Origin of the sequence: Pseudoalteromonas sp. MMG005, from assembly GCF_018101015.1 — a bacterium.
Classification (GTDB): Bacteria; Pseudomonadota; Gammaproteobacteria; order Enterobacterales; family Alteromonadaceae; genus Pseudoalteromonas; species Pseudoalteromonas aurantia.
In genome coordinates this window covers 47,399-64,735 of record NZ_JAGJEK010000031.1, presented here as the reverse complement: position 1 = coordinate 64,735, position 17,337 = coordinate 47,399, and the positions used below count along the sequence as shown (strand labels likewise).

Below are 17,337 nucleotides of genomic sequence, written 5' to 3'. Positions count from 1 at the left end.
ACAGAAATGTAACGGGTTTTTTGTTTTTTAAAGTTTGTGATTTTCATTACCAGAATAACTACCCATACTCTAGTATTTTCTTATGCACCGTAGGGTTTATTTTTTGAGCAAGTTACAAATGCTTCTGAAGCAAGCTCACAAAAGGTGAGGTTGTATTGGTTGAGAGAAAAGAAATTGTATTTGTTAAAGCGTGCTGAGTTTACGTTCTTAAAGAGCAGGAGTTTTACTGATACCTTATCACTTATTACCTAAGCTCTATGGCCCTAAAGATAAAAACTCGACCCTTTACTTTTATAGAGCCAAGATAACAGAAAGGTCTTAAATGTCTCATTAGTTTATCAATTGGCCGCTTCGCACTTTTTTTAATGTTTTTCTAATAGAGTACCTATTAATCAGCATATCACTTCCTATTAAATAACGTTCATTTTTTAGCGTTTTGTTTTATAAGTTTTTTATCAATTCTAGATGCGATTACCTTTGAATTTATAGGCTGTAGCTAATGTGTATAGGAGAGGAGGTTTTTAAATTAAACCGGTGAAATAAACTGCTTTGAGAAAGCCTAAAGATGTTAGGTCATATCGCTATTTGCCTCCCCATTTTGCAGCTTCACCTATTTTTATGACAAATATTTGCGATTTATATCTAACTGTATATACTCACAGTAAATAATACTGTATGGAAAACCAGTTGTATGCGACCTCTGACAAAAAGACAAGAACAAGTATTTGAACTCGTCAAAGTATTTATTAAAGATACAGGAATGCCACCAACACGTGCAGAAATTGCAGATGCATTAGGCTTTAAAAGTGCAAATGCTGCAGAAGAGCACTTGAAAGCACTAGCAAAAAAAGGGGTTATTGAGATGGTCCCTGGAGCAAGTAGAGGAATTCGATTAGCCGTCGAAGATGAAGCTGAGCAATTAGGTCTCCCTTTGATTGGCAGGGTTGCTGCTGGTGAACCCATTTTAGCACAGCAACATATCGAAACGCATTGCCAAGTCGATCCGTCTTTATTTAAGCCTGCGGCCGACTACTTATTGCGGGTTAATGGGATGAGTATGAAAGATATTGGTATTATCGATGGAGATTTACTAGCAGTACATCGTACTCAAGTGGCTGAAAATGGCCAAGTAGTTGTTGCCAGAGTGGATGAAGACGTAACTGTAAAGCGCTTAGAGAAAGCAGGTAAACGTGTTTTATTACACGCAGAAAATGACGACTTTTCAGCGATTGAGGTTGACTTGGAGCATGAGTCTTTTGCAATAGAAGGCTTAGCAGTTGGTGTGATAAGAAATGGTAATTGGATGTAATTACATCCAATAGCATCAACTTCATGAAGTAAAATGGTGAGTTTATCTCTAAATTCACCTGTTTCACTTAGGTTTTAATTCTATTGTGCCAAATAAATTCAAACACTTCCCCTCTAGTTGTTTAAAAACACCTTAAAACTTGCAAATTGCTTATTTATTGACTAATTAGTTAATAGTCACGCAGTTTAGCATTCGACGAAAGTCGCAGCTCATGACAGTCATCCGATAATAAAAACACCATGCGCATTTTAGTGAAAAGGTCATTTACTAGCGCAAAATAAAGGGGCGTCACATGAAAGCATGCCATGCGTTTGTAAGCTTATTCGTTTTATTACTCTCGTTTAGTGCGACCAGTAATAGTGCTTACAATATGCGACAAGGAGTGACAGACATAAGTCAAAATGTCTATCAACTCCATATGACTATCTTCCTGATATGTTGTGTTATAGGTGTCATCGTTTTTGCGGTGATGTTTTGGGCACTCATACATCACCGAAAATCTAAAGGCGCTATTGCAGCTCAATTTCACGAAAGTACCAAGGTAGAAATTCTTTGGACTGCGATTCCATTCGTTATATTGGTCGTAATGGCTATACCGGCTACTAAAACGTTGATAGCGATGGAAGATGCTAGTAAAGCAGATCTAACCATTAAAGTGACCGGCTCTCAATGGAAGTGGCATTACGAGTACATGGGCCATGATGTAGATTTTTACTCTGTACTTTCCACACCAAGAGAGCAGATGAATGATAAGGAAGAAAAAGGTGAGCATTATTTGTTGGAAGTGGACAAAGCATTGGTTATACCGACCGGAAAAAAAGTACGATTTCTGATGACCTCTGATGATGTAATTCATTCTTGGTGGGTCCCCGACTTTGCAGTGAAAAAAGATGCAAACCCCGGTTTTATTAATGAAGCTTGGACTAATGTAAATGAGGCAGGAATTTATAGAGGACAATGTGCAGAGCTATGTGGAAAAGATCATGGGTTTATGCCAATCGTCGTTGATGCAAGAGCGCCTGATGAATTTGATCTCTGGTTGGCTCAGGCCAAACAACAAAAATCGATAGAGGCGGCAGCAAGTGCTGCATTACTAGATCAAACGTTAAGCAAAGAAGAATTAATGGCAGTTGGGGAGCAAGTTTACATGGGTTACTGTGCAGCATGCCATCAACCAACAGGAATGGGATTACCTGGTGTGTTTCCTGCCTTAAAGGGGAGCCCTATGGTGACAGGTGATTTGCAACCTCACATTGATATTTTGCTTAATGGTAAACCAGGAACAGCCATGCAGGCATTTGGGAAGCAACTGTCTATCAAACAAATTGCTGGTGTTATTACCTATAAGCGTAATAGCTGGGGTAATGATACTGGTGAAGTGGTTCAACCTAGTCAAATACAATTAGAAATAGACGCGACTAAGGAGAAAGAACAATGAGTACATTGGTTGAATCTCAAGAGCAAAACCATGAACACCACCATATGCCGAAAGGATTTAAGCGTTGGCTTTATACAACAAATCATAAAGATATAGGATCTCTGTATTTAATTTTTTCTCTGACTATGTTCATCGTTGGAGGGGCGATGGCAATGGTCATTCGCGCCGAGCTATTTCAGCCTGGACTGCAACTAGTCGATCCGCATTTTTTCAATCAGATGACTACCGTGCATGGTTTAATTATGGTTTTTGGGGCTGTAATGCCAGCGTTTACGGGGTTAGCAAATTGGATGATACCCATGATGATAGGCGCGCCAGATATGGCGTTACCTAGAATGAATAACTGGAGCTTTTGGATTCTGCCATTCGCTTTTTCAATCCTATTAATGTCATTGTTTATGGAAGGTGGTGGGCCAGCTTTTGGTTGGACATTCTACGCGCCACTATCGACGACATATAGCAATGATAACACCGCGCTATTTGTATTTGCGGTTCATATAATGGGGATCAGCTCAATTATGGGGGCAATTAATGTGATTGTAACCATAGTCAATTTGAGAGCACCAGGTATGACTTGGATGAAGTTACCGTTATTCGTATGGACGTGGTTGATCACCGCATTTCTTTTGATAGCGGTTATGCCTGTATTAGCAGGTGCTGTCACTATGGTATTAACTGATAAGTATTTTGGCACTAGTTTTTTTGACGCAGCAGGTGGTGGTGATCCGGTAATGTTCCAACATATATTTTGGTTCTTTGGCCATCCAGAGGTATACATCATGATTTTGCCCGCTTTTGGGATCATCTCTACCATTGTTCCAACCTTCTCACGGAAAAAATTATTTGGATATGCCTCAATGGTGTATGCGACTTCTTCAATTGCACTACTTTCTTTTGTTGTTTGGGCACATCATATGTTTACTACTGGGATGCCACTGGCTGGCGAGCTATTTTTCATGTATGCGACTATGTTGATCTCGGTTCCAACAGGGGTGAAGGTATTCAATTGGGTGGCGACGATGTGGCGAGGGTCAATAACGTTCGAAATCCCAATGCTGTTTTCCATTGCCTTTATTGTGTTATTTACGTTAGGTGGTTTCTCAGGCTTGATGCTAGCAATAACACCTGCCGATTTTCAGTATCATGATACCTATTTTGTCGTTGCGCACTTTCATTATGTATTGGTAACCGGTGCCGTGTTCTCAATTATGGCAGGAGCTTATTATTGGCTACCGAAATGGACGGGCCACATGTATAACATTGCCCTTGCAAAATGGCACTTTTGGTTGTCATTAGTAAGCGTTAATGTCTTATTCTTTCCTATGCATTTTGTCGGTCTTGCTGGTATGCCTCGGCGTATTCCTGACTACGCCCTCCAGTTTGCGGATTTTAACGCCATAATAAGTATTGGCGGCTTTGCTTTTGGGTTATCGCAGTTATTGTTTGTTTTGGTTGTTTATAAATGTGCTCGTGGTGGAGAGTCTGTCCCAAGCAAAGTTTGGGATGGGGCTGAAGGGCTTGAGTGGGAGGTTGCATCCCCAGCACCATATCATACCTTCAGTACTCCGCCAGAGGTTAAATAATGGAACACAGTGTCTTATTAAAGAAATTATTGTTGAGTGCGGTGGCAATGTTTGCTTTTGCTTTTGCATTAGTGCCTCTTTATGACGTGTTTTGTGATGTGACGGGCCTTAATGGCAAGCCGAATATGGAAGTGGCTGCGAAAAGTCAACAAATTGTCAACTCCAGAACGGTTGATGTGAGCTTTACGACCCATGCACAACAAAGTGCGCCATTTGCTGTGAAAGCGCAGCAGTATATGGTCCAAGTTAAACCTGGTGAGATGACGGAAGTGATATTTTCAGCACAAAACTTAAGTAAAAGTGCACGAGTTATGCAAGCCGTTCCTTCAGTTTCTCCAGGAAGAGCAGCAAAGTATCTACATAAAATGGCATGTTTTTGTTTTGATAAGCAAGCGTTTGCTGCAAGTGAGCAACTTGAGTTCAAGTTATTATTTTATGTAGACACAGAGTTACCCCTTGATGTGAAAGAGTTAACGTTGTCATACACCGTATTTGATATTAGTGACTCAGCACAAGCCAATATTCATACTGTGACTGCAAGTGCAGTCGCAAGTTAGGAGAGATTCGTGGAACAAAAATATGAAAACTATTATGTACCAGAGCAAAGTCAGTGGCCAATAATTGGTGCCGTCGCAATGTTTTTAATTGCCATTGGTGCTGGCTTGACTGTCATGCAAGTTAATTCCGAAAATGCGAGTGGGAGTTATATTTTATATGCAGGGATTGGTGTTTTGATATACATGTTGTTTGGTTGGTTCAAACATGTAATTGAAGAGTCGCAAAAAGGGTTATATTCGGCGCAAATGGATCGTTCATTTCGTCAGGGTATGAGTTGGTTCATTTTTTCTGAGGTAATGTTTTTCTTAGCATTCTTTGGGGCATTGTTTTATGCCCGGGTGTTATCTGTGCCTTGGTTAGGAGGAGCCAGCAATAATGCGATGACTTACGAGGTGCTTTGGCCGAACTTTGAGGCCGTTTGGCCGCTGTTAACTACGCCAGCTGGTGATACCACAAATGCGATGGGGTGGCAGGGCTTACCGTTAATCAACACAATTATTCTTTTAACTTCTTCTGTCACAATTCATTTTGCACATGTCGCTATAGAGCGTGATGAACGAGCAAAACTGAAAGTATTTTTGAGTTTAACTGTGTTACTTGGTGTGGTGTTCTTAGGGTTGCAAGTCGCAGAGTATATGCATGCCTATAATGATCTGAATTTGACATTACAATCAGGGCTTTATGGCAATACATTTTACTTGCTTACAGGGTTTCATGGTATGCATGTGACACTAGGCACTTTGATGTTAATGGTTGTTTTACTGCGTATATTCAAGGGGCATTTGGACTCTAAACAACACTTTGCTTTTCAAGCGGCTGCTTGGTATTGGCATTTTGTTGATGTTGTCTGGTTGTGTTTGTTTGTATTTGTGTATGTTCTATGAGTAATGGTGTGCTATTAAGCGGAAGAAGTTCAAATAGTGCACTACATAAGATAAGTAAAATCACAAACACAGAGTAAATAACCCGGCGCCCGAGGTAAAAAGACATAGGTTTATTTTCTTGAGTGTTAGAGACCATTAAATAAAGTGCTCTAAATAGGTTGAATAAGATAAATAATAATAAAAATACGATAACAAGTTTAATCAACATTTAGAGGCCTATATGCAAGAAGTGAGTCGTTACAAGCTTAGTTCAATTTTGGCGACATTGGCAGTAATACTTATTGTTACTGTGTGTTTATTGCTCGCGCGATGGCAATGGTTAAGGGGGGAAAATAAAGAATCACTACTCAAGCAGGAGCAGGCACACTTAGCCGCGCCGAGGTCTGATTTAAGGAAGTTTCTGGTCACGTCACCGGATCTGCTTCATAGTGCAAAAATAAAAGTTGTGGGGCATTTTGTACAGGGGAATATCTGGTTTTTAGATAACAAAGTTATTGAGGGTCAAACAGGATATGACGTGGTGACCCTATTTGACGCCAATAACCTTAATGGAATGCTGCTTGTTAATTTAGGGTTTGTGGCAGCACCTGCATCTAGAACATTACCTTTATTGAATTTGCCGGATGAGCAAATAGAGCTTAATTTACAGATTAAGAGCAAGGATATTCAAGGTTTTACGCTAGCATCACAGCCAGCAATGGATATTAATCAGCCTAATTTACTTCAATATATCGACCTATCTTATTTTTTGAATATTACTGGGTTAAGTATATATCCATTTTTGACGTATCAAGTAGGTACTCAAGCAGTCGTTGGGCAACCGCATTATCAAGCTGTAGTTATGTCTCCTCAAAAGCATCAAGCCTATGCGCTGCAATGGTTGTTAATAGGCATATCCGCTGCTGCAATTGGATATTTTATGTTGAAAAAAAAGGAAGAAACTCAATGAAAAATAAACCAATGTGGTTATTTCTATGTTGCTGTAGTGTGCCATTTTTGCTTGCTTATATTGCAGTGTCTTTTAATTGGTTACCTGACCGTGTAACAAATAATGGAAAGTTCGTTGAGGGTGAGATTTCTATTGCAGGTTGGCAACAAGAGCCTGGCGTACTTTGGACCATTGCTTTAAATGCACCGATTCATTGTACACGAGCATGCACTCATCAGTTAAATGATTTAACTAATACGTATACAGCGTTAGGGAAAAATAAAAAACGGGTCAGTTTGGCTATTTTAGGGAGAGAGACAGGTGATAGTAAGATGCTGGCATATCCTAGTTTGACCGAACTGGAGGTCGGTAAGTTGTATTTGATAGACCATCGAGGGCTTGTAGTGTTGGCATATGATCATAGCTTTGATGCTCAAGAAAATCGTATGAATCATAAAGGAATGTTGAAAGATCTGAAGAAGTTGTTGAATTATGCAAGAAGTAGTTAGGGGGGAGTATGCAATATAATTATCGAAAAATAGCACTCTTCGGTTGCTTATTGGCTGCTGTAGTTGTCACGTTAGGTGCATATACGCGTTTAAGTAACTCAGGCCTTGGCTGCCCAGATTGGCCAGGGTGTTATGGCTTTATGTCAGTACCTACATTAGCTGAAGATGTGCTTGTTGCGCAGTCTCAATTCCCTGAAAGCAAGATTGAACATGAAAAGGCTTGGATTGAAATGATCCATAGATATTTTGCGGCGATTTTAGGGTTACTTGTTCTGTTTTTGTGTGTAATAGCGATTAAGTATAAGCGGGCAAGTCCTTTACCTACAAAGCTTGTTTGTTTATTAACCTTACTCATTTTATTCCAAGGCGCGTTGGGAATGTGGACGGTAACTATGAATTTGCAACCTTTTATAGTGATGGGGCATTTATTAGGGGGCTTTAGTATTTTATCGTTGTTGTCATTACTCTACTTTCGCGTTGCAACTAGTTTGAGTCCATTGGCTGACAAGGTATCTCACCGGTTTAAAATGGTACTGTTTGTCTTGGGGATATTGGTTATTCAAATTGCTCTAGGTGGTTGGGTGGCCGCGAATTATGCTGCACCTCATTGTACGGGCCTTCCTGCATGTAACAATATGGAGTTGTTTTCAATTAATAGCTTATTTCATTTACCAATTGGCCAAGAAAATTATGAGTATGGCGTATTGCCATTTGAAACGAGGCTGTCTATCCATTTTGTTCATCGATTTTGGGCGCTGGTCACGTCAATTGCGATATTTGTAATGGCTATCAAGCTGTATGCACTCGCAACATCAACAACTTTCAAATATGCCATTCTCTGGGTCGTGGCATTATTGATTATTCAGTTGAGTGTGGGAGCGGCGATTGTATATTTACAATTTCCGCTACTTTTAACCCTCTTTCATAATTTTATGGCAGCTATGTTATTGACTAGCATGGTTAGGTTGTGTTTTTTAATCAAGTACCGATGTGGAGACGTAGTATGAAAACAGCGGTTATGAATCAAAGTGTGTATGCTTCTTGGTGGCACTCAGTGGGTAACTACATTGCCATTTGTAAAGCGAAAGTAGTGGCCATGTTGGTAATCACTGCTTGGGTTGGTATTGCTTTGGCGCCAGAGATGGATCGCAGTTGGGTATCCCAAATAATGAGTTTATTGGGTATTGGTGCTTTAGCGGCAGCGGCAGCGGCCGTTAACCATGTTGTCGACAGAGAAATAGATCAAAAGATGGCGCGAACGCGACACAGACCTGTCGCGACGGACCGATTAACGGTGCGTGATGCATTGTTATTTTCCTCAGGGTTGACCGTGATAGGAGTTGTTGTTCTTTTACTGTGGAGCAACCTACTGTGTACAGTATTAACGCTGCTAGCTCTTTTAGGCTATGCCGTTGTTTATACCCTATTCTTAAAGCGAGCAACCCCCCAAAATATCGTGATTGGTGGGTTAGCTGGTGCGATGCCGCCACTTCTTGGCTGGGTAAGTGAAACTGGGCAGTTAGATGCAGAGCCTTTACTCTTAGTCATGATTATTTTTGCTTGGACCCCTCCACACTTTTGGGCATTGGCGATAGCCCGAAGAAATGACTATCAGCGTGCTAATATTCCGATGTTGCCTGTAACTCATGGTACACAGTTCACACAACTATGCATGATTGTCTATACCATATTACTCGCACTGATCTGCATTGTACCTTATCTAATTTCGATGTCTGGATGGTTTTATTTAGTGTGTTCAAGTCTGTTAAATGGTTGGTTTATAGTTAAAAGTGTGAGTCTGTATTATTGGCCCTCAGATGAGAAAGCGATGGCGCTTTTTCGTTTTTCAATAAGTCATTTACTGCTACTATTTGTCGCTCTTTTTGCAGATAAATGGATTATGTAATGCGTTATATCTTACTTGGGATCGTTTCGGTTTTATTACTTGGGTGTTCAGAAAAACCGGTGGTATCTGATTTGACGGTTCATTATCAACAGCCAAAACTTATCAAACCATTTGCGTTAACAGACCAACATGGCGAAATATTGACTGAGCAAGATTTACCAGGACAATGGACATTGTTGTTTCTAGGGTATACGAGTTGCCCTGATATTTGTCCGATGACATTGGCGAAACTTGCTCAAGTACATCAACGATTACAAAATAGTGTTCCATTGTCTATTTGGTTTATATCGGTAGACCCGCAAAGGGACACTGTTGAAAAGCGTCAAGCATATATAGACTATTTCAATCACGAGTTTAAAGCGATGAGTGGGCCTCACGCGACATTATTTCCGTTTGTACGTGATATTGGGTTAATTTATGCGATTAATAACAGTGAAGACTCAGAGTATTATGTTGATCATAGCGCGTCGGTGGCATTGATTAATCCAAATGGTGAATTAGCGGCTATTTTCAAGGCCAAATACACGGCAAATGAAATTCCATTGATTGATGTTGCTACGCTGATCTCTGATTTTAACCTTATTGCAATGTAAGAACAGAAATACGGGATAATGTGCTTGAATTATAGTGTGCGTTTTTCCGGTATTTATAGCTAACACGCTAATTATTTTTACCTTTTTTGTATTAACTTTTATGGCATTTTTTACATCTGCGTCTAAGCTGAGTTTATAAATATAAATTTACAAGGACAGTGCCCTGCATATGTTAAAACTTTCACCTGAGTTGACGATAAGTCAAGTTGAAGATTTACATCAGCAGTTGCAGCAAGAACTGCATGTAGAGCATGACGTTTGTATTGATATTTCTGAAGTCTGTAGAGCTGATACGGCGTCAATTCAATTGCTTTGTGCGTTACAAAAACATCTCCAGAACATCAATCATCAAATAGTCTGGCACGGGCAAAGTACTGCGTTTACTAATGCAGTCGATGAGTTAGGACTAGTACAATATTTAGCCCTAGATAGTGTTAATTAAGAGGTCAGTATGAAAAAGATTTTGGCTGTAGACGATTCTGCATCAATGCGACAAATGGTCGGATTCACATTAAAAAAAGCGGGTTTTGATGTAACTGAGGCTAAAGATGGCAGTGAGGCGCTTAGTATTGCAAAGCAGCAGGGGTTTGACGCCGTTATATCTGATGTGAATATGCCTGTGATGGATGGTATTACCTTAATTCGTGAACTGCGCTCGCTACCTAATTATAAATTCACCCCGTTGTTAATGTTGACTACTGAATCGGGTTTAGATAAGAAAACCGAAGGTAAAGCAGCAGGGGCTACAGGGTGGATTGTTAAACCGTTTAACCCGGAGCAGTTATTAGCGGTATTAAAAAAGGTTATTCGTTGATCTAGGAGTGCCTTATGAGTATTGATTTAAGTCAATTCTTTGAAGTTTTTTTTGAGGAAAGCTTTGAAGGGTTAGATGCAATGGAAGCCGAGTTACTTAATTTAGAACCAGGCGCTGAAGACTCCGAAACGATCAATACAATTTTCAGAGCCGCACATTCTATTAAAGGTGGCAGTGGCACTTTTGGCTTTACGTCAGTGTCCGATTTTACCCATGTTTTAGAAACACTTTTAGATCAGATCCGTGATGGGCAACGTCAATTAACTGCTGAGCATGTAAACTTGTTACTCAAATCAGTTGATTGTTTGCGGGCTTTATTGGGGGCACTTCAAGCAGAACAAGCACCAGACCTTAGTGAAGCCAATGAGCTAAGGTTAAAATTTGAAGTGATTCTCGGTATGAGTGATGGTGTGGCTGAAGAGCCTGTTGAGTCACTTCAAGAGTCTTCAGGAGAATCCACTTATCAAATTGATTTCAAGCCTTTGCCTCATTTGTTTAAAACCGGTAATGAACCCCTCTACATGATTAGCGAATTAGCTGAACTTGGAGAATTAGAAACCACAGCTTTCTATGATGGGATCCCAAGTATCGAAAATTTAAGTCCAGATGAGTGCTTTTTAAGTTGGCGATTTTTTTTGACAACCATCAAACCTGAATCAGCAATTAAAGAGATTTTTGAATGGGTTGAAGATGATGCACATATTGAAATTACAATGTGCGGCGGGCTATTTGGTAAGGTCGCCAGTAACGCGGATGTAGAAACAGCAAATGTCAATATTGAGAGTAATAGTGGCCTCGAAGCGCCATCACCAAAACCGGTTAAAACTGAAGTGTCAGTCAATTCTCTCGGGAAAAAAGCTGAACCAAAAAAACCATCAGAACAAAGCTCCACGTCTATTCGAGTAGGTATTGATAAGGTCGATTCCCTGATAAATATGGTTGGAGAGCTTGTTATTACACAAGCCATGCTGAGTCAAATCGGAGAGCAGGATATAACAGAGACAACCATTACTTCATTACAGGAAGGTTTGGCGCAGCTTGCTCACAATACTCGAGATCTGCAAGAAAATGTTATGCGCATTAGAATGTTGCCTATTAGTTTTGTATTCAGTCGCTTCCCTCGCTTAGTCCGAGATATATCACAGAAACTTAATAAGCAAGTTGAGTTGAAACTGTTAGGGGAACAAACCGAACTGGATAAAACGGTTATGGAGAAAATCTCCGATCCGATGGTGCATTTAGTGAGAAACTCTTTGGATCATGGATTAGAGACTCCTGAGCAGCGAGTTGCTGCGGGTAAAGATCCAGTAGGCACTGTTACCTTAAATGCATTTCATCAAGGAGGAAACATTGTGATCGAAATTATGGATGATGGGCAAGGTTTAAATACAGAGAAAATTAAAGAAAAAGCCATTGCAAATGGTCTGGTGCAAGAATCCGATGAGCTCAGTGCAGATGAAATAAATGAACTTATTTTCATGCCAGGTTTTTCTACTGCAGACGCAGTGAGTGATATTTCTGGCAGGGGAGTGGGTATGGATGTTGTGCGACGAAATATTCAAGCATTAAATGGCTCTGTTGAGGTGTCGTCTGCACCAGGTGTTGGTTCAACATTTACAATACGTTTACCGTTAACATTAGCGATTCTTGATGGTCAATTGGTCAAGGTTGCTCAGCACACTTACATTATTCCACTCATTTCAATCGTTGAATCGTTACAAATTGATATTTCAAAAGTCAGTCGCGTTGGCAAAGATTTGGATGTATTGAGGCTAAGAGATGAATATATCCCGATTTTGAGACTCTACGACATTTTTAGCCATCAAGGGGCAATTGAAGAGCTTGATAAAACACTCTTAGTTGTTGTGGAAAGTGACAACCATAAAGTTGGCTTACTTGTTGATGATTTATTAGCCCAGCAACAAGTCGTAATTAAGAGCCTTGAAGCTAACTATCAAAAGGTGGATGGAGTATCGGGTGCAACAATACTTGGTGATGGTCGAGTATCATTGATTATTGATATTAGCGGTTTGATAAAACTAAGTGGTTTAAAGCGGCCTGGATCACAAGAGCTTCTAGTAGAAGCGAAAGCTGTTGAGGTTGCATGATGAATGAACAAGCTGATTTAAACCAACAATTAATTCTAGGTGGTCAACAAGATGAAGATCAGTATCTTACATTTATGATGGCTGGTGAAGAATATGGAATGGATATCTTAGCAGTTCAAGAGATTAGAGGTTGGGAGGATGCCACCGTTATTCCTAATGCCCCAGCGTTTGTTAAAGGGGCGATTAACTTACGAGGGACGATAGTCCCCATTATTGATTTACGGTTACGCTTTGGGATTGAAAGTGTGGCGTATAGCCCTCTAACTGTTGTAATTGTTGTGTCAGTTGAGATAAAAGATCAGCTCAAAGTAATGGGCTTAGTCGTAGATGCGGTCTCGGATGTTTATAGTATTTCTGAGGAAAAGGCCAAAGATGTTCCTGATTTTCAGGATTCTGATAATGCACAATATGTGCATGGCTTAGTAAATGTCGGCGAGAAAATGGTTGTGTTACTTAATTTAGCGAGAGTGTTAGATTTGAGCGCAAATTATATGCAGCATGGGTAAAGTGGAGAGAACATGAGTAATCATAATTTACAGGGGCCAATTAATAATAAATTGATGTATGTTGGCATCGTTCAAATTGCCTGTATTGCTTTGGCATTTAAGCTTATAGGTATTGATCTGACACTGATAAATAGTGCAATGATGTTGGTGCCTATTATTGCTGTATTAGCTTGCGTCTTGTACTTGAAGCATTGCTTTAGTCATTATCTCGCTCAACTTGAGTGCGTTGAGCGCGTTTTGCCGTTTTTACAAGTTGAAGAGATAGAAACAATAGCCACGATTGATTTTAGTCATTACTCGCAATTACACCGTGCTTTGACTGCGCAATCAGAGCAGTCCCTTAAATCTGATAAAAGTCATATAGATAGTTTAGTTAGAGCCTTGCGAGTGTGCCAAGCAAATATCATGGTCGCTGATACAGATCTTAATATTACGTATCTGAATGATTCAGTAACCCAAATGTTAAAAGATAACGAAGCTAAGTTACAAGAGAGTTTGCCAAGTTTTCGTGTAGATGGCTTAGTTGGCAGGAATATTGATGCATTCCATGTAAACCCCGCACATCAAAGGAGTTTATTAGGGACTCTGTCTCAGGTATATACGACAAAGATTAAAGTTGCAGGCTTGACGTTTGAGTTAATAGCAACACCAGTATTCAATGATCAGCATGAGCGTATCGCAACATTGGTTGAATGGAAAGATATAACGGAAAAATTAGAGTTTGAGGAGAAGCAGCGAGTGCTGTCCGCACACACAGCTCGTATATCGAGCGCATTAGATGTGTGCCAAGCGAATGTAATGTTAGCCGATCCCGATTTGAATATTGTTTATGCCAATCACTCAGTATTACAAATGTTAACTGCTAATCAAGCACAGCTTAGAAGTGCGCTACCTAATTTTGATGCAAGTAAGTTAATTGGTGAATGTATCGATGTATTTCATGTAAACCCCAGCCATCAACGACACTTATTGGCGAAACTAACACAAACCTACAAGACAGACATTGAGGTGGCTGGCTTTATATTTGGACTGATAGCCACACCGGTATACGATGATAATAATGAAAGACTGGGTACAGTGGTTGAATGGGAAGACAAAACCAAACGTTTGGCTAAAGAGAAAGAAGAGCAAGAACGCGCAAATGAAAATTTACGGGTGAAGCGGGCACTTGATAATGTGGCAACGAATACCATGATTGCAAATGACGAACACAATATCGTCTATATGAACAAAGCCGTTGTTCATATGATGGGCAATGCAGAAAGTGATATTAAGAAAGATTTACCACATTTTGATAGTCGTACTTTACTTGGCTCAAATATTGACATTTTCCACAAGGATCCATCACATCAACGAAGTATGTTAGAGCGTTTGACATCAGTTTATAAAACGGAAATCTTAGTTGGTGGCCGGACATTTGGGTTGGTCGCTAATCCAATTATAGGTGCTGATGGAGAAAGAATTGGTACAGTGGTTGAGTGGAGCGATAGAACAGCGGAGGTAGCGATTGAAGCGGAAGTTAATGGGCTTGTTGTTGCAGCAGGTAAAGGTGATTTAAGCACTAGATTGGAAGAAGCGAATAAACAAGGTTTTTATTTACGTTTAACCCAAGGTTTAAACGAGCTTGTCGGTATTGTTGATGGGGCTGTGTCAGATACGGCACAAATGTTAGATGCGCTGGCCAATGGTGATTTAACACGCCGTGTTAATGCAAATTACCATGGTGCTTTTGACAAGTTAAAGCAAGATGCGAATGCCACCGCTGATAAATTAACCGAGGTGCTCAATCGAATTAATTCTTCCGCGACACTGGTGGCCAGTGGTGCAGAAGAGATTTCACAGGGAAATACTGATCTAAGTCAAAGAACAGAAGAACAAGCTTCGTCATTAGAAGAAACAGCGTCTAGTATGGAAGAAATGACCAGTACGGTTAGACAAAATGCAGATAATGCAAAAATTGCAAATAGCTTAGCTGAGGAGACATGCGATAAAGCAATGCTCGGTGGTGAGGTTGTTAATCGTGCAGTCTCGAGTATGTCTGCAATAAATGAGTCGAGTAAAAAAATAGCAGATATTATTGGCGTGATCGATGAAATTGCTTTCCAGACGAATTTGCTGGCGCTTAATGCGGCCGTTGAAGCCGCTCGAGCGGGTGAACAGGGCCGCGGGTTTGCTGTAGTTGCAGGTGAAGTGCGTAATTTAGCACAGCGCTCGGCTGGTGCGGCAAAAGAAATCAAAGATCTGATCCGTGATAGTGTGGGTAAGGTTGAAGACGGTACAATTCTGGTTAACGAATCAGGAGAAACACTTAAGGATATTGTTGCCTCAGTAAAACGTGTTACGCAGATGATTTCTGATATAGCTGAAGCCTCGGTGGAACAAAGCTCAGGTATTGAGCAAGTGAATAAAGCGGTCACGCAGATGGATGAAATGACTCAACAAAATGCGGCTCTTGTTGAAGAGGCATCTGCCGCAGGTGAGTCGATGGCAGAACAAGCTAACAATATGAAAAAATTGCTTAATTACTTCTCTTTGAATGAGGAATCAGAGGCCACAACGATGGGGTTATCGTCACAAACGCATTCGGTGCCTGAGGCATTAGCTAATCGCCCACCTCAAGCATCTGCACGTATTGAGCATTCCACTGCAAATGAGGGCGCTAATGCACCCGCAACAGGCAATCAATTTGCAGACAATTCGGAAGAGTGGGAAGAGTTTTAATACATGACATAGCGCTTTCTATTCAATAAAAAAGGAGCCTGTGGGATGCGGGAATTTACGTTTACTGATATGGATTTTAAAGTGATTTCTGAGCGGGTGTATCAAGCATGTGGTATTGTGCTTGGCCCGCATAAAAGAGAAATGGTTTATTCTCGAATTGCACGGCGAATAAGGGCGAATGGCCTAACTTCATTTACTGATTATTTGCGGTATTTAGAAACGCATAGTGATGCTGAATTTAGCCACTTTATTAATGCAATTACAACAAACTTAACGTCTTTTTTCAGAGAAAATCATCATTTCGAGTATTTATCGGAGCAAATTATTCCCTCACTTTTAGAGACGAATAGGGAGTCTCGGCGAGTACGAATTTGGTCTGCTGGTTGTTCTACGGGTGAAGAGCCATATAGCATTGCAATGACTATTATGGATAAATTTCCATCATCATGGGACGTGAAAATTTTAGCGACTGATTTAGATTCAAATGTACTTAGCAAAGCGCAACAAGGAGTGTATGAACCGGATACTATTACGGGTTTGGCAGCAAACCAGTTGAAATTATTTTTTCTAAAAAGCGCCGATGAAAAGGCATATAGAGTTAAACCACAGTTACAACAACAGATTTCATTTAAGCGATTAAATTTACTTGAAAACTGGCCTATGAAAGGCCCATTTGATGTGATTTTTTGCCGTAATGTACTGATTTATTTTGATAAGGAAACTAAAGATACGTTATTTAGGCGATATCATGAGATGTTATCACGTGATGGGCATTTGTTTATTGGCCATTCAGAAACGATGGGTAAAGAGCATGATGAATTTAAGAATTTAGGTAAAACCACGTATAAGAAGATATGCAATGGATAAGCAGTTCAAGTCAGTCATAAGTGGTTTTGAACATGTTAAGCGCTTTTGGGATTCCGGTCGTTCGATGGTGGTAGCAAAAGTGCTCCCAGGTGAATTTTATGTGTCTAAAAATGATGAATTAATATCGACAGTATTAGGTTCGTGTATTGCGGCGTGTGTGTATGATGATAGATTAGGCATTGGTGGTATGAATCATTTTATGTTGCCAGGAGTGAAAGGCATGGAAGAAATTCATGCTGATGATTTAAATTGTCGATATGGTCACTGGGCAATGGAATATCTTATAAATGAAGTGCTTAAAAATGGTGCTGCAAGAGAGAATTTAAAAATAAAGTTGTTTGGTGGAGGGAAAATAATCCGCTCAATGACTGATATTGGTGTTGGTAATATACGGTTTGCGAATGCTTATATTAAAGATGAAGCGTTAGATCTGGTATCACACGATGTTGGAGGGCCATGGCCTAGAAAGGTGGTGTTTCATCCTCAAACGGGAAAAGCACAGGTGAAAAAGTTGCGTGAAATGCATAATGATACGATAGAAAAGAGAGAAGTTAGGTATCTACATGACATTGAAACGCAAGACGCAAAAACTGATATAGAGTTGTTTTAGGAG

At 40.1% G+C, this 17,337-nt stretch carries 18 protein-coding genes; 17 read left to right on the top strand and 1 reads right to left on the bottom strand.

Annotation, left to right across the window (positions count from 1 at the left end; translation table 11 throughout):
* Window positions 1-691 precede the first annotated feature (691 nt).
* The 5 genes from lexA to J8M01_RS21460 all read left to right on the top strand — a co-directional run bounded on the left by lexA (window position 692) and on the right by J8M01_RS21460 (window position 5,772).
* Window positions 692-1,309: a transcriptional repressor LexA gene (gene lexA / locus J8M01_RS21480; protein WP_211059281.1), complete on the top strand. Its 618-nt coding sequence runs from the start codon at window positions 692-694 to the stop codon at window positions 1,307-1,309.
* A gap of 292 nt (window positions 1,310-1,601) precedes the next feature.
* Window positions 1,602-2,747 carry a cytochrome c oxidase subunit II gene (coxB, locus tag J8M01_RS21475; protein WP_210997761.1) on the top strand — a complete coding sequence of 382 codons (1,146 nt, stop codon included), beginning with the start codon at window positions 1,602-1,604 and terminating at the stop codon, window positions 2,745-2,747.
* Window positions 2,744-4,330 (top strand): cytochrome c oxidase subunit I, encoded by a 1,587-nt coding sequence (gene ctaD, locus J8M01_RS21470; RefSeq protein ID WP_192506137.1) that lies wholly within the window; start codon window positions 2,744-2,746, stop codon window positions 4,328-4,330. The genes coxB and ctaD overlap by 4 nt, the downstream gene beginning before the upstream one ends.
* Window positions 4,330-4,887 (top strand): cytochrome c oxidase assembly protein, encoded by a 558-nt coding sequence (locus J8M01_RS21465; protein WP_211059280.1) that lies wholly within the window; start codon window positions 4,330-4,332, stop codon window positions 4,885-4,887. The genes ctaD and J8M01_RS21465 overlap by 1 nt, the downstream gene beginning before the upstream one ends.
* Before the next feature lie 9 nt (window positions 4,888-4,896).
* Window positions 4,897-5,772, top strand: a complete 876-nt coding sequence (locus J8M01_RS21460) for a cytochrome c oxidase subunit 3 (RefSeq protein ID WP_211059279.1) — start codon at window positions 4,897-4,899, stop codon at window positions 5,770-5,772.
* Here J8M01_RS21460 and J8M01_RS21455 read toward each other — a convergent pair.
* Window positions 5,678-5,980, bottom strand: a complete 303-nt coding sequence (locus J8M01_RS21455) for a DUF2909 family protein (protein WP_210997764.1) — start codon at window positions 5,978-5,980, stop codon at window positions 5,678-5,680. The two genes, J8M01_RS21460 and J8M01_RS21455, sit on opposite strands and share 95 nt — an antisense overlap.
* Before the next feature lie 12 nt (window positions 5,981-5,992).
* Here J8M01_RS21455 and J8M01_RS21450 point away from each other — a divergent pair, with 12 nt between their 5' ends.
* The 12 genes from J8M01_RS21450 to cheD all read left to right on the top strand — a co-directional run bounded on the left by J8M01_RS21450 (window position 5,993) and on the right by cheD (window position 17,334).
* A complete protein-coding gene (locus tag J8M01_RS21450) occupies window positions 5,993-6,721 on the top strand; it encodes an SURF1 family protein (protein WP_211059278.1) in 729 nt (242 codons plus the stop codon).
* Entirely contained in the window at window positions 6,718-7,209 is a 492-nt protein-coding gene (locus J8M01_RS21445) for a transmembrane cytochrome oxidase associated protein (RefSeq protein ID WP_211059277.1), read from the top strand. Before J8M01_RS21450 ends, J8M01_RS21445 begins: the two co-directional genes overlap by 4 nt.
* Window positions 7,210-7,217: 8 nt before the next feature.
* Complete coding sequence (locus tag J8M01_RS21440) at window positions 7,218-8,216, top strand: COX15/CtaA family protein (protein ID WP_211059276.1); 999 nt, start codon at window positions 7,218-7,220, stop codon at window positions 8,214-8,216.
* Complete coding sequence (gene cyoE, locus J8M01_RS21435) at window positions 8,213-9,115, top strand: heme o synthase (RefSeq protein ID WP_211059275.1); 903 nt, start codon at window positions 8,213-8,215, stop codon at window positions 9,113-9,115. Before J8M01_RS21440 ends, cyoE begins: the two co-directional genes overlap by 4 nt.
* Complete coding sequence (locus J8M01_RS21430; protein ID WP_211059274.1) at window positions 9,115-9,708, top strand: SCO family protein; 594 nt, start codon at window positions 9,115-9,117, stop codon at window positions 9,706-9,708. Before cyoE ends, J8M01_RS21430 begins: the two co-directional genes overlap by 1 nt.
* A gap of 169 nt (window positions 9,709-9,877) precedes the next feature.
* Complete coding sequence (locus tag J8M01_RS21425; protein ID WP_192506128.1) at window positions 9,878-10,150, top strand: STAS domain-containing protein; 273 nt, start codon at window positions 9,878-9,880, stop codon at window positions 10,148-10,150.
* Window positions 10,151-10,159: 9 nt separating this feature from the next.
* Complete coding sequence (locus J8M01_RS21420) at window positions 10,160-10,522, top strand: response regulator (protein WP_192506127.1); 363 nt, start codon at window positions 10,160-10,162, stop codon at window positions 10,520-10,522.
* Between the two features lie 14 nt (window positions 10,523-10,536).
* Window positions 10,537-12,630, top strand: a complete 2,094-nt coding sequence (locus tag J8M01_RS21415; protein ID WP_211059273.1) for a chemotaxis protein CheA — start codon at window positions 10,537-10,539, stop codon at window positions 12,628-12,630.
* Window positions 12,627-13,136, top strand: coding sequence for a chemotaxis protein CheW (locus J8M01_RS21410; RefSeq protein ID WP_192506125.1), 510 nt, complete (start codon window positions 12,627-12,629; stop codon window positions 13,134-13,136). The genes J8M01_RS21415 and J8M01_RS21410 overlap by 4 nt, the downstream gene beginning before the upstream one ends.
* A gap of 12 nt (window positions 13,137-13,148) precedes the next feature.
* Window positions 13,149-15,857 carry a methyl-accepting chemotaxis protein gene (locus J8M01_RS21405; protein ID WP_211059272.1) on the top strand — a complete coding sequence of 903 codons (2,709 nt, stop codon included), beginning with the start codon at window positions 13,149-13,151 and terminating at the stop codon, window positions 15,855-15,857.
* Between the two features lie 45 nt (window positions 15,858-15,902).
* On the top strand, window positions 15,903-16,724 hold the full coding sequence (locus J8M01_RS21400) for a protein-glutamate O-methyltransferase (RefSeq protein WP_211059271.1): 822 nt from the start codon (window positions 15,903-15,905) through the stop codon (window positions 16,722-16,724).
* A complete protein-coding gene (gene cheD / locus J8M01_RS21395; RefSeq protein ID WP_192506122.1) occupies window positions 16,717-17,334 on the top strand; it encodes a chemoreceptor glutamine deamidase CheD in 618 nt (205 codons plus the stop codon). The genes J8M01_RS21400 and cheD overlap by 8 nt, the downstream gene beginning before the upstream one ends.
* Window positions 17,335-17,337: the final 3 nt, after the last annotated feature.